This window comes from Rhodanobacter terrae, assembly GCF_042657005.1.
GTDB classification, from domain to species: Bacteria; Pseudomonadota; Gammaproteobacteria; order Xanthomonadales; family Rhodanobacteraceae; genus Rhodanobacter; species Rhodanobacter terrae.
Map to the genome: position 1 here is coordinate 152,914 of NZ_JBHSNG010000002.1, position 14,819 is coordinate 167,732.

At 66.7% G+C, this 14,819-nt stretch carries 11 protein-coding genes; 8 read left to right on the forward strand and 3 right to left on the reverse strand.

From position 1 onward, the window contains the following. Positions 1-82: 82 nt before the first annotated feature. The 7 genes from ACFPPB_RS02620 (at position 83) to lpxK (ending at position 8,831) form a co-directional block, all read left to right on the forward strand. Positions 83-1,324: a lipoprotein-releasing ABC transporter permease subunit gene (locus ACFPPB_RS02620; protein WP_377324123.1), complete on the forward strand. Its 1,242-nt coding sequence runs from the start codon at positions 83-85 to the stop codon at positions 1,322-1,324. Beyond that, positions 1,317-2,045 (forward strand): lipoprotein-releasing ABC transporter ATP-binding protein LolD, encoded by a 729-nt coding sequence (gene lolD / locus ACFPPB_RS02625; protein WP_377324125.1) that lies wholly within the window; start codon positions 1,317-1,319, stop codon positions 2,043-2,045. The genes ACFPPB_RS02620 and lolD overlap by 8 nt, the downstream gene beginning before the upstream one ends. Positions 2,046-2,545: 500 nt before the next feature. After that, a complete protein-coding gene (locus tag ACFPPB_RS02630) occupies positions 2,546-4,840 on the forward strand; it encodes a DNA internalization-related competence protein ComEC/Rec2 (protein WP_377324486.1) in 2,295 nt (764 codons plus the stop codon). 87 nt (positions 4,841-4,927) lie between these two features. Beyond that, positions 4,928-5,593, forward strand: coding sequence for a MotA/TolQ/ExbB proton channel family protein (locus tag ACFPPB_RS02635; protein ID WP_377324127.1), 666 nt, complete (start codon positions 4,928-4,930; stop codon positions 5,591-5,593). Positions 5,594-5,601: 8 nt separating this feature from the next. Next, positions 5,602-6,033 (forward strand): ExbD/TolR family protein, encoded by a 432-nt coding sequence (locus ACFPPB_RS02640; RefSeq protein WP_377324129.1) that lies wholly within the window; start codon positions 5,602-5,604, stop codon positions 6,031-6,033. Continuing rightward, complete coding sequence (gene msbA / locus ACFPPB_RS02645) at positions 6,030-7,820, forward strand: lipid A export permease/ATP-binding protein MsbA (RefSeq protein WP_377324131.1); 1,791 nt, start codon at positions 6,030-6,032, stop codon at positions 7,818-7,820. The genes ACFPPB_RS02640 and msbA overlap by 4 nt, the downstream gene beginning before the upstream one ends. A gap of 9 nt (positions 7,821-7,829) precedes the next feature. Continuing rightward, complete coding sequence (gene lpxK / locus ACFPPB_RS02650; protein ID WP_377324133.1) at positions 7,830-8,831, forward strand: tetraacyldisaccharide 4'-kinase; 1,002 nt, start codon at positions 7,830-7,832, stop codon at positions 8,829-8,831. Here the strand turns inward: lpxK and hutI are convergent. The 3 genes from hutI to ACFPPB_RS02665 form a co-directional block, all read right to left on the reverse strand. Beyond that, positions 8,768-10,030: an imidazolonepropionase gene (gene hutI, locus ACFPPB_RS02655; protein ID WP_377324135.1), complete on the reverse strand. Its 1,263-nt coding sequence runs from the start codon at positions 10,028-10,030 to the stop codon at positions 8,768-8,770. The genes lpxK and hutI overlap by 64 nt on opposite strands. A gap of 25 nt (positions 10,031-10,055) precedes the next feature. After that, positions 10,056-11,534: a chloride channel protein gene (locus ACFPPB_RS02660; protein WP_377324137.1), complete on the reverse strand. Its 1,479-nt coding sequence runs from the start codon at positions 11,532-11,534 to the stop codon at positions 10,056-10,058. A 250-nt stretch (positions 11,535-11,784) separates the two neighbouring features. Beyond that, positions 11,785-13,344 (reverse strand): GNAT family N-acetyltransferase, encoded by a 1,560-nt coding sequence (locus ACFPPB_RS02665; protein ID WP_377324139.1) that lies wholly within the window; start codon positions 13,342-13,344, stop codon positions 11,785-11,787. Between the two features lie 90 nt (positions 13,345-13,434). On the opposite strand from ACFPPB_RS02665, the gene ACFPPB_RS02670 reads away from it, so the two are divergent. Beyond that, positions 13,435-14,805 (forward strand): formimidoylglutamate deiminase, encoded by a 1,371-nt coding sequence (locus ACFPPB_RS02670; RefSeq protein WP_377324141.1) that lies wholly within the window; start codon positions 13,435-13,437, stop codon positions 14,803-14,805. Positions 14,806-14,819: the final 14 nt, after the last annotated feature.

Genomic DNA, 14,819 nt, shown 5'->3' on the forward strand with positions numbered 1-14,819 from the left:
GCCGCCGCAGCGCGGTCCCATCGAATACCTGATAATGGACGACCGGGCGGCCCGCCCTGCGATCCCCACAAGCGACCCGCCCATGTTCCGACCGCTAGAACTCTTCATCGGCCTGCGCTACACCCGCGCCAAGCGGCGCAACCAGTTCATCTCCTTCATTTCCACCGTATCGATCGTGTGCATCGCGATCAGCGTGATCGCGCTGATCACGGTGATGTCGGTGATGAACGGTTTCGACTACCAGATGCGTTCGCGCATTCTCGGCGCGATCTCGCACGCCACCGTCGCTGGCATCGGCGAAAGCGTGCAGGACTGGCCGCGTGCATTGAAGATAGCCGAGGCGAATCCACACGTGCTGGGCGCCGCGCCGTACGTCGAATCCGAAGCGATGTTGCTGGCTCGGCGTTCCAGCGGAGCGATGGTGCGCGGCATCGAGCCAACGCAGGAGCCGAAGGTCGTCGACATCAATAAGCACATGCTTGAGGGCAAGCTTGATGAGTTGACCCCGGGCAGCTGGAATATCGTGCTGGGCCGGGAGCTGGCGATGACGCTCGGGGTCAGTGTCGGTGATCGGGTGACCATGGCCGTGCAGGAATTGCGCGCCTCGCCGATGGGCAGTTTTCCGAAGATGCGCAGTTTCCATGTGGTGGGCACGTTCGAGCTGGGCATGGAGCAGTTCGATTCCGGCCTGGCTCTGGTCAACATCAGCGATGCCGAGAAGCTCAACGACCTCAGCGGCCCCACCGGCATCCGCCTGAAGCTCGACGACCTGTTCAATGCCCGTCCGGTCGCCCGCGAACTGGCCGACCAGCTGGGCCAGGTTTATCGCGTGCAGACATGGATGGATACCAACGCCAACCTGTTCGCGGCGCTGTCGATGGAAAAGATGGTGATGTTCGTGATCCTGTCGCTGATCATCCTGGTCGCGGTGATCAACCTGATCTCGATGCTGATGATGCTGGTCACCGACAAGCAGGCCGACATCGCGATCCTGCGCACGCTCGGCGCCACGCCGCGCAGCATCATGGGCATGTTCATGGTGCAGGGCGTGCTGGTGGGATTTGTGGGGATCGGCTTCGGCGTGGGCTTGGGCTCGCTGCTGTCGTGGAAGCTGCCGGGCATCATCAAGTGGATCGAGCACACGTTCCACGTCACCTTCCTGTCGCCGGACGTCTACTACATCAGCGAGGTGCCGAGCTTGCTGCTTTGGCACGACGTGCTCTGGACCGCGTTGCTGACCTTCGCCTTCTCGCTGCTGGCCACCCTTTATCCCGCGTGGCGCGCCTCGCGCACGCAGCCGGCGCAGGCGCTGCGCTATGAATGAGACCACCAGGAAAGAGAGCGCCACGATGCCGTCGAGCGAAAACGTGCTGCGTGCCAGCCACATTGCCAAGACCTACGACGAAGGCGGCCTGCGCACCGATGTGCTGAGCGACGTCAGCTTCACCCTGAAGCGCGGCCAGACGATGGCGATCGTCGGCGCCTCCGGTTCGGGCAAGAGCACGTTGCTGCATATTCTCGGCGGCCTCGACACGCTGACCGCCGGCGAGGTGGAAGTGGATGGCCGCGTGCTGTCGAAACTGTCCGACGCCGAACGCGGCCGCGTGCGCAACCGCTCGCTCGGTTTCATCTACCAGTTCCATCACCTGTTGCCCGAGTTCACCGCGCTGGAAAACGTGTGCATGCCGCTGCTGATCCGCGGCACCGCGATCGGCGAGGCACAACAGCAAGCCATGACCTTGCTGGAGCGGGTGGGCCTGGCTGGCCGCACCCATCACAAGCCGTCGGAACTGTCCGGCGGCGAACGCCAGCGTTGCGCGGTGGCGCGCGCGCTGGTGACCAGGCCCGCCTGCGTGCTCGGCGACGAGCCCACCGGCAATCTCGACGAAGGCAATGCCGCGCAGGTCTACGCGCTGATGCTGGAGCTCAACCGGGAGATCGGCACCAGTTTCATCCTGGTCACCCACGACACTCGTCTGGCGGCGCGGATGGATCGCACGCTGGTGCTGCACAACGGCGTGCTGCAGGAAAACCTGAAGGCCTGATCTCCGGCTCGTCCCCGCCGGCTGGGATGGTCTGAATAAGTCCAGACGCAAAAATTGAGAGCCTTTTCTCTTGATGACTTGCGGTGACAAGCACTGGAAAATTCGGACTTATTCAGGCCATCCCAAAGGAACGAAGCCCGCAACGGTCCGCAGAAGGGCGCACACCGGTCGCGGCCTGTTTTGTGGAAGCGACTTCAGTCGCGACTTGCGTAGCAGTGCGCTGCGCCGCCCGGCTGCGCATCGAGCCGTTGCAACGCCGAGATACTGCAGGCCGTTGCCGCGGCCATCGCGACCGAAGTCGCTCCCACAGGCAAACGATGATCCCGGCGACGAGCGGAAGCTCGTTCAGACGTTCCACAGAAGGGAGCAACAGCGGGATTCCGGGGTGGGTGTGCCGGCGCGCACCTACACATCTTTCATCCACGCCGTCGTACTGGCCGCGCTAGGCTCGATCCCTTCCAGGACGGAACAGGGCGTGCGACGTGGTGCGAGTGACGACAATGCCCGCGGCGATCGCGACGGCATGGGTCTTGCTGATCGGCGTACTGCTGGTGCAGTGGTTGCCGCAGCTGCCTCCGCGCGGGTGTCTCGGTCTGCTGCTGTGCGCGGCGTTGCTGCTGGCGTGGCGAAGGCCGCGCTGGCGTTGGCCGGCATGCCTGCTGTTCGGCATGGCCTGGGCGGCGTGGCACGGCGCCGCGGCAATGAAGGCGCGGTTGCCGCGTGCGCTGGAAGGCCAGGACATCGCGGTGATCGGCCGCATCATCGACCTGCCGCAGGCCGGCAGCGACGCCAGCCGTTTCATGTTGCGGGTGGAACAGGCCACGCTGGACGGCCATCCGGTCGCGCTGCACGGCCGGGTGACGGTGTCCTGGTATGACGATGCACCGGCGCTGCGGCCGTGTTCCCGCTGGCAGCTGCTGCTGCGGCTGAAACGGCCGCGCGGCCTGCTCAATCCGGGCGTGGCCGACAGCGAGCGCTCGGCACTGGAGCGCGGCATCGTCGCTGCCGGCTATGTGCGCGACGATCCCGACAATACCCCGCTGGCCAGCCCACGCTGGTGCGTCGATGGCGTGCGCGACGCGATCGCCCGCGGCATTGCGGCGCGCGTGCATGATCCGCACGACGCGGCGTTGTTGCAGGCTTTTTCGGTCGGCGACACACGCGGGCTGACGCCACAGGATTGGGAGGTGGCGCGCGCGAACGGCGTGTCGCACCTGATCGCGATTTCCGGTTTCCACGTGGGCGTGGCCGCGGTGTTCGGAGCCTGGCTGGCGCTGCTGGCTTACGCGTTGTGGCCGCGGCTGGGTTTGAGGCTGCCGCGCGCGCAGGCACAGGCGGCGGCCGCCTTGGCGGTCGCCGGCATCTACAGCGCGCTGGCCGGTTTCGGCCTGCCCACGGTGCGCACGCTGCTGATGATCGCCGTGGTGGCGCTGGCGCGCTGCAGTCGGCGCGGCAGCAGCGGCGCGCAATCGCTGGCGCTGGCGCTGATCGCGATCCTGTTGTTCGACCCGCTGGCGGTGCTGGCGGCCGGTTTCTGGCTGTCGTTCGTCGGGGTGTTGTTCCTGATGCTGTGCCTGCAGGCGCGCGGACGCGGCTGGCGCGCATTCGTGCATGAGCTGTCGGCCGGACAGCTGGTGATGACGGTGGCGCTGCTGCCGCTGACCTTGTGGTTTTTCGGTCAGGCTTCGCTGGTGGGCGCATTGTCCAACCTGATCGCGGTGCCGCTGGTCAGCTTCCTGATCGTGCCGTGCGCCTTGTTCGGCACGCTGCTGCTGGGGTTGTGCCCGCCGCTGGCGACGCCGGTGCTGTGGCTGGCCGCGCAGCTGGCGCATGCGCATTGGTGGCTGCTGGCCCGGATGGCAACGTGGCCCGGCGCGCACTGGTACCTGCCGACGGTGCAGCCGCATGCGCTGCTGCTGGCCTTGCCCGGCGCGCTGTGGCTGTTCCTGCCGCGTGGCGTGCCGTTGCGCTGGCTGGGCCTGCTGCTGTTCCTGCCGTTGTTGTGGCCGCCACGCCAGGTGCCCGCCGAAGGCGCCTTCCAGGCGTGGGTGCTGGACGTGGGGCAGGGCTTGTCGGTGCTGCTGCGCACCCGCGACCATGCGCTGCTGTACGACACCGGCGCGCGCTATCCGTCGGGTTTCGATCTGGGCGAGGCGGTGGCGCTGCCGTCGATCCATGCGCTGGGCATCAGCCGGCTGGACATGTTGATCGCCAGCCATGGCGACAACGATCATGCCGGCGGCGCGGAGGCGGTGGCGGCGGCTTTCCCGCAGGCGCTGCGCTATGCGGGCGAGCCAGCGCGAATGCCGTTGCCGATGCGCCAGTGCGCGGCCGGGCAATCGTGGCAGTGGAACGGAGTGCGCTTTCGCATGCTGAGCCCTGCGTACGGCGCAGGCGATCGGGACAACGACAGCTCCTGCGTGCTGCTGGTCGAGGGTCGCGGCGGGCGTCTTCTGCTGACCGGCGACATCACGTCGAAAGTGGAGCCGCAGGTGGCCGCCGCGCTCGATGCGGGACCGGCGCCGGTGTTGCTGGTGCCGCATCACGGCGGCAAGACCTCGTCCAGCACGGCCTTCATCAAGGCGTTGCAACCGCCGCTGGCGCTGGTGTCTGCAGGCTGGCGCAACCGCTTCGGGCACCCCAGGCCGGAGGTGCTGGCGCGCTATGCCGAGGCCCATGTGCCGCTGTTCAATACCGCCGAGCAGGGCGCGATCCCGCTGGATTTCCCCGCGGATGCCGCGCCGCGGCGGCAGCAGGGTTGGCGCCGGCGGCAGACGCGCTACTGGCGCGAGTGAGGCGGGGAATGCCACGCCTGCCGCAGTACGGCGGGGCGAGACTGCTATCATGCGCGCTCCTTGTCAGGCAGTGCGGTGGGTCGAAAAGTGCTGGAAATTCTGATGGCTGGCGGCTGGGCGATGGTGCCCATCCTGATCTGTTCGGCGATTGCCCTGGCGATCGTGCTGGAGCGTTGCTGGACCTTGCGCCGCAAGTCGGTGTTGCCGTCGGGTCTGGGTGACGAGGTGCGCCAGTGGGCGCGTTCCGGCCAGCTCGACCCGGGCCATCTCGACACGCTGTCGAATGGTTCGCCGCTGGGCGAGTTGCTGGCCGCCGCCCTGGCCGTGCGCAACCAGCCGCGCGACTTGATCAAAGAGCGCATCGAGGACACCGGCCGGCACGTCATCCACCGGATGGAGCGCTATCTCAACACGCTGGGCACGATCGCGCTGATCGGTCCGTTGCTGGGCTTGTTCGGCACCGTGATCGGCCTGATCCGCATGTTCATGGAAGTGATGGCCGGCGGCATCGGCGATCCGGCCAAGATGGCCGGCGGCATCGGCGAGGCGCTGATCTGCACCGCGTCGGGCCTGACCGTGGCGATCCCCGCGTATGTGCTGCACCGTTATTTCCGTTCGCGCGTGGCCGGCTATTGCGTGGAGATGGAAAAGCAGGCCACCGCCTTGCTTGACGACCTGACCCTGGCGCCCGCCGCGGCGGCACCACTGCGGCCGCGGCGCATGCCGACGTCCGCCACGCCGGATCCGGGCTGAGCGCACCGATGCGCATCGGTAACGACCGCCGCCAGGACGATTTCGAGATCAACGTGATTCCGTTGATCGACGTGCTGCTGACCCTGTTGATGTTCTTCGTGCTGACCAGCACGTTCGTGCAGCATTCGCGCCTGCAGGTGACCTTGCCGCAGGCCAGCGCACAGGACCGCGACATGAACGCCCCGGCGCTGACCATCATGATCGACCGCGATGGTCGCTTCTATGTGGGCAGCGACGAGGTGCTGGGCGAGGGCATCGAGCCGCTCAAGCAGACCATCGCGCGCAACGCCGGCACCGACCGCGATCGGCAGGTCACGATCCGCGCCGATGCGATGACGCCGCACCAGGACGTGGTCACCGCGATGGACGCGCTCGGCCAGCTCGGTTTCACCAAGCTGTCCATCGCCACGACTCCGAGCAAGCCGGGCGCCGCACAGTGAGCGATGCGAACAAGAAGGTCACGATCTGGGACGTAGAGTCCTGGCGGATCTACAAGCGACTGCTCGGCTATACCCGGCGCTACTGGCTGGTGGGTCTGATCTCGCTGGTGGGCATGTTGCTGGACGGTGGTGGCATGGCGCTCTTCACCCAGCTGCTGCAGCCGATGATCGACAACCTGTTCACGAAGAAAGATCCGTATCTGATTTTCTGGATGCCGATCTGGATCATCGGCATCTTTTTTGTGCGCTCCTGCGGCACCTACGCCAGCAGTTACGGCATCTCGTACATGGGCCGGCATGTGGTGCAGGCGATCCAGCAGGATGTCTTCGATGCCTACCTGAGGCTACCGGCGGCGTTTTTCGGCGCCGAGCCGTCGGGACAGCAGATCTCCCGCATCACCTATACCAGCGAGCAGGTGGCATCGGCTGCGACCGATGCGATAAAGAGCGCGGTGACCGACAGCTTTACCATCCTCGCCATGTTCTGGGTGATGCTGCACAACAGCGCTTACCTTACGCTGGCGTTGCTCGTGATGGTGCCGGCGATCGCGCTCATCGCCGCCGTGGTGAGTCGGCGCTACCGGCAGATCAGCCGCCGGATTCAGGGGTCGATGGGCTCGGTGACCGGCACGGTAGAGGAATCGGTCGGTGCGCATCGCGAGGTGCGCATCTATGGTGGCCAGGCGCATGAGAGCAAACGCTTTGATGAGGTCACTCGGCGCACTCGCGGTCTCAATGTGAAGATCGCGGCAACCAATGCGGCATCGAGCTCCACCATTCAACTGGTGGCGGCCCTTGCGCTGGCCCTGCTGGTGTTTCTCGGTACGCGACCCGCTGTGCTGAACGAAATTTCGCCGGGTGTGTTCTTCGCCGTCCTGACCGCGATGGGCACGATGCTGCCGTCGTTGCGGCGGCTTGCCAACGTGCAGGCGAATGTCCAGCGCGGCCTGTCCGCGGCCGAGGACTTGTTCGAGATCATCGACCTTCCGCCGGAGCCGGATAACGGCACGCTGGTGCTCGATCGCACCCGCGGCGAGCTGTCGATGCACGGCATCCGGCTGGTCTATCCGCGCAGCGAGGCCGAAGCCCTGCGCGGCGTCGACCTGCATTGCGCGCCGGGGACGGTGACCGCGCTGGTCGGCCGCTCCGGCAGCGGCAAGAGCAGCCTGGTCAGTCTGTTGCCGCGCTTCTACGCGCCCAGCGAGGGGCAGATCATGCTGGACGGCGAGAACTACGAGGCTTATACGCTGGCCTCGCTGCGCCGGCAGATCGGCTGGGTGGGGCAAAGCGTGGTGCTGTTCGACGGCACCGTGGCCGACAATATCGCCTACGGCGAACTGGCCGGCGCCAGGGAGGCGGACATCATCGCCGCCGCCGAGGCCGCCAACGCGATGGAATTCATCGCGCGCATGCCGCAAGGGATACACACCCAGATCGGGCAGGCCGGCAATACATTGTCCGGCGGCCAACGCCAACGCATCGCGATTGCCCGCGCCATCCTCAAGAACGCGCCGATCCTGGTGCTGGACGAGGCCACCAGCGCGCTGGATACCGAGTCCGAGCGGTTGATCCAGCAGGCGCTGCAACGCCTCATGAAGGACCGCACCACGCTGGTCATCGCGCACCGCCTGTCCACCATCGAAGGCGCGCAGCAGATCGCCGTGATGGATCAGGGCCGCATCGTCGAACGCGGCACGCATGCCGAACTGCTGGCGCTGGGCGGCCACTATGCCGCGCTGCACCGCATGCAGTTCCACGATTACCCCAACCAGCAGTCGGGCGACTGAGGATCATCCATGGCGCTGATCGACACGCTCGAATCAGCCTGGTACGCCGGTGGCCGCGCGCCATGGTGGACGTGGCCGCTGGCGGCGCTGTACGGGGGCGTGATCGGTCTGCGCAGCGGGCTTTATCGAGCCGGCATATGGCGCAGCGTGCGCCTGCCCGCACCGGTCATCGTGATCGGCAACCTCAGCGTGGGCGGCACCGGCAAGACGCCGTTGACGATCGCGGTAGCGGCCGCCTTGCGCGCACGCGGCTATCGGCCCGGCGTGGTCAGCCGCGGCTACGGCGGCAGTCGGCGCGAGCCATTGCTGCTCGGCGATGCGCCTGACCCCGCGCAGGTCGGCGACGAGCCCTGCCTGATCCACGCCAGCGGCATGCCGGTGGCGGTGGGGCGCGATCGACCTGCTGCGGCGCGATTGCTGCTCGACGCCGGCTGCCATGTGCTGCTCGCCGACGACGGACTGCAGCATTACCGGCTGGCGCGCGATGTGGAAATCTGCGTGATCGACGGCGTGCGCCGCTTCGGCAATCAACGGCTGCTGCCGGCCGGGCCGTTGCGCGAGCCGTTGAGCCGGTTGCGGCAGGTGGATCTGCGCGTCTGCAACGGCGGCATCGCCGAAGACGGCGAGTACCTGATGCAACTGCGCGGTGGCGATGTCGTCGCGCTGAGCGACGGGCGAGTCCAGTCCCTGGCCAGCTTCCGTGGCCAGCGCGTGCACGCGGTGGCGGCGATCGGCAACCCGCAGCGATTCTTCGACAGCCTGCGTGCGGCCGGGATCCTGCCGATCGAACACTCTTTTGCGGATCATCACGGCTTCGCGGTGGCGGAGCTGGATTTCGCGGATGGCCTGCCGGTGCTGATGACCGACAAGGACGCCGTCAAATGCCGGTGTTTCGCCCAGCCGCACTGGTGGCGGGTGCCGGTGCAGGCGGACCTGCCGCAGGCATTTTACGAGGCGCTGGATGAGCGCCTGGAAGGCTTGCGCCGCGAGACGGCTTCGCCGGCCACATAGATCTTGCGGGCCAGGCTGCCGCCGATCCAGTAACACAGGTCGGCCGGTCCGCGCGCGTCCCACACCACCAGGTCGGCGCGCTGGCCTATCGCTAGGGTGCCGCGATCGGTCAGGCCCAGGGCACGGGCGGCGTTGACGGTCACTCCCAGCAGCGCTTCTTCGGGCGTCAATCGGAACAGTGTGCAGGCCATGCCGGCAGCCAGCCGCAGCGACAGCAGCGGTGAGGTGCCCGGGTTGCAGTCGGTGGCGACCGCCATGGGTACGCCATGTTCGCGCAACAAGGCGACCGGCGGCAGTTTCGTTTCGCGCAGCGCGTAGAACGCGCCGGGCAGCAGCACGGCGACGGTGCCCGCACGGGCCATCGCGCGGACGCCGGATTCGCCGAGGTATTCCAGGTGATCGGCGGAGAGGCCGCCGTATTCGGCGACCAGCGCGGTGCCATCCTGATCGGACAACTGCTCCGCATGCAGCTTCACCGGCAGGCCGAGCTCTCTTGCGCGCTCGAACACGCGGCGGGTTTCGTCGCGGCTGAAACCGATGTTCTCGCAGAACGCATCGACCGCGTCGACCAGCCCCTCGGCGGCGAGCGCAGGCAGCATCTTGTCGCAGACCAGCGTCACGTAGTCGGCGCGCCTGTCCCGATACTCCGGCGGCAGCGCATGCAGCCCAAGAAAACTGGTGCGCACGCTGATGCCGAGCTCGCGGCCGAGGCGGCGGGCCACCCGCAGCATGCGGCGCTCGCTGTCCAGATCCAGGCCGTAACCGGACTTGATTTCGAGGGTGGTCACGCCATCGGCAAGCAGTGCCCGGGCACGCGGCAGCGACTGCGCGAACAGCTGTTCCTCGCTGGCCGCGCGGGTCGCGCTGACGCTGGAGACGATGCCGCCGCCGGCGCGGGCGATCTCCTCGTAGCTGGCGCCGTTGAGCCGCAGGTCGAATTCTTGTGCGCGATCGCCGCCGAACACCAGATGGGTGTGGCAGTCGATCAGTCCAGGAGTGACCAGTGCGCCATCGAGCGACTCGACGACATCGGCCAGAGCGGCAGGCGCATCCGGCAACGCATCCATGCCGCCGATCCAGGCGATGCGGCCGTGATGCAGCGCGATGGCGCCGTGCCCGATCAGGCCGTACGGCGCGTCGCCGGCAAACGTCGCCAGCGTGGCGTTCAACAGCAGTCGGTCCCAGCGTGGTGCGCTCATGGCTGCGCTGACTCCGTGACGGTGTTCATGGCGGATGGGGTGGATCGGTATCGGCTGGCGTGGCGGGTTCGTCGAATGCACTGGTGCGGCCGCCAGGCAACGAGAGCTCATCCGGATCGGTCGGCTCATCGGCCGGGGCGTCCGCACGGGTGCGGCTGGCCTGTTGACGTTCAAAGTCCTGCACCATGCGCTCGGCGAAATCCCTGTAAACCGGAGTCGGGCAGAACAGCGACGCGGCGGCGCGGGCAAGCAGGCAGGCCGCCATGATCGGGATCACCATGGCCTGATTGTCGGTCAGCTCCATCGCGATCACCGCCGAAGTCAGTGGTGCACCGGTGACGCCGGCCAGGTACGCGCTCATGCCCAGCAATACCACTGAGGCGGCGGGCGCACCGGGCAGGAAGTGCGCGATGTTCTGGCCCAGGCCGGCGCCGACCGCGAGTGCCGGCGAGAAGATGCCGCCCGGGATGCCGGCCCAGTACGACACCACGTTGGCCAGCAGCTTTTCGATGCCGAATCCCTGGTCCGGCATGCTGGCCGCGTTCTGCACGATGGCGCGGGCCTGGTCGTAGCCGGTGCCGTAGACGCCGTTGTGCGAACACAGCCCGAGCAGCGCCAGTGCCAGGCCGCAAGCCACGGCGAACAGCACCGGCGCATGCGCGCGTAGGCGACCGACGTAGGCCAGCGGGCCGTGCCGGCTGAGCAGGATCAGCCGTGCGAACAAGCCACCGAGCAGCCCGCAGATGACGCCGGTCAGCAGTACGGCAAGCCACGCGTGCCCCAGCGGCAGGCTGGCTTGCACCTCGCCGAAGTACGAGTAATTGCCCATGATGCCCAGGGAAACCACGCCGCCGATGAACACCGCAGTCAGCAGCAGGCCGCTGAAGCGGTGCTCGAAGGTACCAGCCAGTTCCTCGATTGCGAATATGACGCCGGCCAGCGGCGTGTTGAACGCCGCGGCGATGCCGGCGGCACCGCCGGCGAGAATGAAGCGCGAGGCGGCCTTGGGATCGTCGAAGCCGAAACGTTTGCCGATCGAATAGAACAGCGCGGCACCGACGTGCACCGTCGGCCCCTCGCGTCCGATCGACGCGCCGACAGCGAGGGCGATCAAGGTCAATGCCATCTTGCCGGCAGCGATCGGCAGCGACAGCATGCGTGCGCGAAAACCCGCGTCTTCGATATGCAGCGTACCGATCACCTGCGGAATGCCGCTGCCGCGGGTGGCGCGCAAGCGCCCCTCGGTGATCCAGGCCAGCAGACCGAACACTATCGGGGTGGTGATCAGCGGTATCCAGCTGCCGTGATCGAGGACGCGCAGGAACAGCTGATACGACCACACGCTGGCCTTGGCAAACAGGATCGCCGCCAGCGCTACCAGCACGGCGCCGACCCACAGTACCAGCCGACGTTTCCAGTGGTGCGGAGCGAAGAACTCATGGCCAAGCAGCGCCTGCAGGCGCGGGTTCGGTGATTTCGATAGGGGCTCGGATGACTCGGACATGGCGCGATTATCGCAGACGTCACCGACATAAATGTGGGAACGGAGACCTCATTGCGGGAGCGACACTGTGGGAGCGACTTCAGTCGCGATGCTCCTGCTCCATTGTAGGAGCGACTTCAGTCGCGATGCTCCTGCTCCATTGTAGGAGCGACTTCAGTCGCGATGCTCTTATTTGTTTTCAGCCAAGAGCATCGCGACTGAAGTCGCTCCTACATGCTGCATGCACCTGCACAAGCGGCTCTTCGCGGATTCAGCGCGGCCGCCAGCGCGTCTCGTACAGATCGAAGCGGCGATCCTTGAGGTTGGTCACCGCACCGGCGTTGCGGGCGCGGGCCAGGGTCTCCAGCCGCAGGTCGGCAAACAGCACGGTCTCGATGTTCGGTGTGGAGTCCGCGGCGATGCCGTCGCGGGCGAAACCGAAATCGCTGGGGGTGAGGATGCAGCTCTGGCCGTACTGGATGTCAAAATTGTTGACGCCGGGCAGGTTGCCGACATTGCCGGACAGCACCACGTAACACTGGTTCTCGATCGCACGCGCCTGCGCGCAGTAGCGCACGCGCAGGTAGCCCTCGCGCACGTCGGTGCAGAACGGCACGAACAGGATCAGCGCGCCCTGGTCGGTGAGGTGGCGCGCCACTTCGGGAAATTCCGCGTCGTAGCAGATCATCACGCCGATCGGGCCGCAGTCGGTGAGCACGGTCGCGGCACTGTCGCCGCCGCTGATGTTCCACACGTTGCGTTCGCTCGGCGTGGGATGCAGCTTCTCGCGCTCGTGGATCGAGCCGTCGCGCAGGCATACATAGCAGACGTTGTGGATGTCGCCGTTGGCCTGCTCGGTCGGATGCGTGCCGGCGATGATGTTGATGTTGTAGTGCACCGCCAGCCGGCTGAACAGCTCCTTGACCTGCGGCGTGTAGTGGCTCAGCTTGCGGATGGACTCGACCGGCGACAGCTCGGTGTTCTCGATCGACAGCAGTTGCAGCGTGATCAGCTCGGGGAAGGTGACGAAGTCGGCGCTGTAGTCGGCGGCGATGTCGGTGAAGTATTCGACCTGGGTGGCGAATTCGTCGAACGAGGTGATTCGCCGTTGCTGGTATTGCACCGAAGCCACCCGCACCGAGTCGGGCAGCAGCCGGGCCGAGGTGATCGGCGGCATGTCGGGCTGGTCCAACAATTGCGGATTGCGCCAGACCAGATGGGCGGCGTAGCCCAGCGACTCGTGATCGGTCGGCACGTACGCGCGCAGCAGGCCGATCACCTCGAAGTCGTTCGACAACTGGAAGCTCAGCGTGAGGTCGCGCCGCTTGCCTTCCACCACCGTCTGCACGTACGCCTCGGCAGTGCCGTAGCGCGCGAGGTTCTTTGCGAGCCCCGGGATGCGGCCGCCGAACACGATACCGCGCAGCTTGAGCTCCATGCACAGCCGCTTGCGCGCCTGGTACAGCCGCTGGCCGATGCGCATGCCACGGTAGTCGGGGTGCACCACCACTTCCATGCCGTACAGCCAGTTGCCGTCCGGTCTGTGGCGCGAGCCCATGCCGCCGCCGGTGATCTGCATCCAGGTATGCGGCGCCAGTGCGGTGGCTTCGTCGATGCGGAAAGTGGCGCAGTAGCCGACGATCCTGCCTTCGTACTCGACCACGAACTGGCCTTCGGGAAAGTGCGTCTGCTGGGAGCGCAGCATTTCCGCCGAGTGGCCCCATTCGGGCGTGTAGATCCGCGAGGTGAGCTCGACCAGTTGCGGCACGTCGTCGAGGACGGCCTGCCGCAGCAGCAGCTTCGGCGCGTTTTCGTGTGGTTTCTTGGCCATCGCGCGATTATGCACAGGCCACCGGACCATCAAGTGAAGGCGCGTTCATCCACCGGTTACACTGCACGTATCGTTGTCCGGAGACGCCCCATGAGCAACAGCGCCGCCATCCGCCGCCTCGGGGCCGACCAGCTGTGGTGCGCCGACGGCTGGCAGGCCGACGCGACTTTCGACGTGACGGCGAACGGCCGGCTGCTCGATGCGACGGGCGGCGCCGGCGAGTCGATCGGCCGCTGGGTGCTCCCCGGCATGCCGAACCTGCACTCGCATGCATTCCAGCGTGCGATGGCGGGGCTGGCCGAGCGCAAGGGGCGCAGCGACGACAGTTTCTGGAGCTGGCGCGAGACGATGTACGCGTTCGCCGCCGCGATCGGCCCCGACGAACTCAAGGCGATCGCCGCCCAGCTCTACGTCGAGATGCTCAAGGCCGGCTACACCCAGGTTTGCGAGTTCCACTACCTGCATCACCAGCCGGACGGCATGCCGTACGCGCAGCCCGAGGCGATGTCGCTGGCATTGATCGAGGCCGCCCGCGAAGCCGGCATCGCGCTGACCCTGCTGCCGGTGCTGTACATCAGCGGCGGCTTCGACGGCCGCGCGCTCACCGCGCGACAGCGTCGTTTCGGGCATGACGTGGACAGCTATCTGCGCCTGCTCGAAGCGTTGCGCCAGCACGAGAGCGATAACCTGCGTATCGGCATCGCGCTGCATTCGCTGCGTGCCGTGCCGGAGGCGGCGATGCGTGAAGTGTTCGCCAGCAACATGGCGAAGGCCTGCCCGATCCACATCCATATCGCCGAACAGATCGGCGAAGTGCAGGACTGCCTCGCCACGCGCGGCGCGCGTCCGGTGGAGTGGTTGTTCGAGCATGCCGACGTGGATGCGCGCTGGTGCCTGGTGCATGCGACCCATCTCACCGATGCCGAAGCCTTGCGGCTCGCGCGCAGCGGCGCCGTGGCCGGGCTGTGTCCCACGACCGAGGCGAATCTCGGCGATGGCCTGTTCCCGTTGCCCGACTACCAGGACGCCGGCGGCACGCTGGGCATCGGTTCGGACTCGCATATCTCGGTCTCGCCGGTGGAGGAACTGCGCTGGCTGGAGTACGGCCAGCGCCTGACCAGCAGCCATCGCAATATCGCAGCGCGTGCGCAAGGTGTCAGCGTAGGCGAGACGTTGTGGCGCACCGCGTTGCATGGCGGCGCGCAGGCCTCGGGCCTGCCCGTCGGCGAACTGCGCAGCGGCATGCGCGCCGACCTGATCGTGCTGGATGAAAATTCGCCGTTGCTGGCGGCGCGGGATACCGGCTCCATGCTGGACAGCTTCCTGTTTGCCGGCAATACGCCGCTGGTGCGCGACGTGATGTGCGGCGGCGAGTGGGTGGTGCGCGATTTTCACCATCGTGACGAGGAGCGTATTGCGATGCACTACCGCAACGCCGTCAACTCGCTTGGAGTTGTCTGAAATCATTATTCGAG

Coding starts and splice junctions, on each gene's coding strand:
- ACFPPB_RS02620 (WP_377324123.1), top strand. CDS start 83: ATGTTCCGACCGCTAGAACTCTTCATCGGCCTGCGCTACACCCGCGCC.
- lolD (WP_377324125.1), top strand. CDS start 1,317: ATGAATGAGACCACCAGGAAAGAGAGCGCCACGATGCCGTCGAGCGAA.
- ACFPPB_RS02630 (WP_377324486.1), top strand. CDS start 2,546: ATGCCCGCGGCGATCGCGACGGCATGGGTCTTGCTGATCGGCGTACTG.
- ACFPPB_RS02640 (WP_377324129.1), top strand. CDS start 5,602: ATGCGCATCGGTAACGACCGCCGCCAGGACGATTTCGAGATCAACGTG.
- ACFPPB_RS02660 (WP_377324137.1), bottom strand. CDS start 11,534: ATGTCCGAGTCATCCGAGCCCCTATCGAAATCACCGAACCCGCGCCTG.
- lpxK (WP_377324133.1), top strand. CDS start 7,830: ATGGCGCTGATCGACACGCTCGAATCAGCCTGGTACGCCGGTGGCCGC.
- hutI (WP_377324135.1), bottom strand. CDS start 10,030: ATGAGCGCACCACGCTGGGACCGACTGCTGTTGAACGCCACGCTGGCG.
- ACFPPB_RS02665 (WP_377324139.1), bottom strand. CDS start 13,344: ATGGCCAAGAAACCACACGAAAACGCGCCGAAGCTGCTGCTGCGGCAG.
- ACFPPB_RS02670 (WP_377324141.1), top strand. CDS start 13,435: ATGAGCAACAGCGCCGCCATCCGCCGCCTCGGGGCCGACCAGCTGTGG.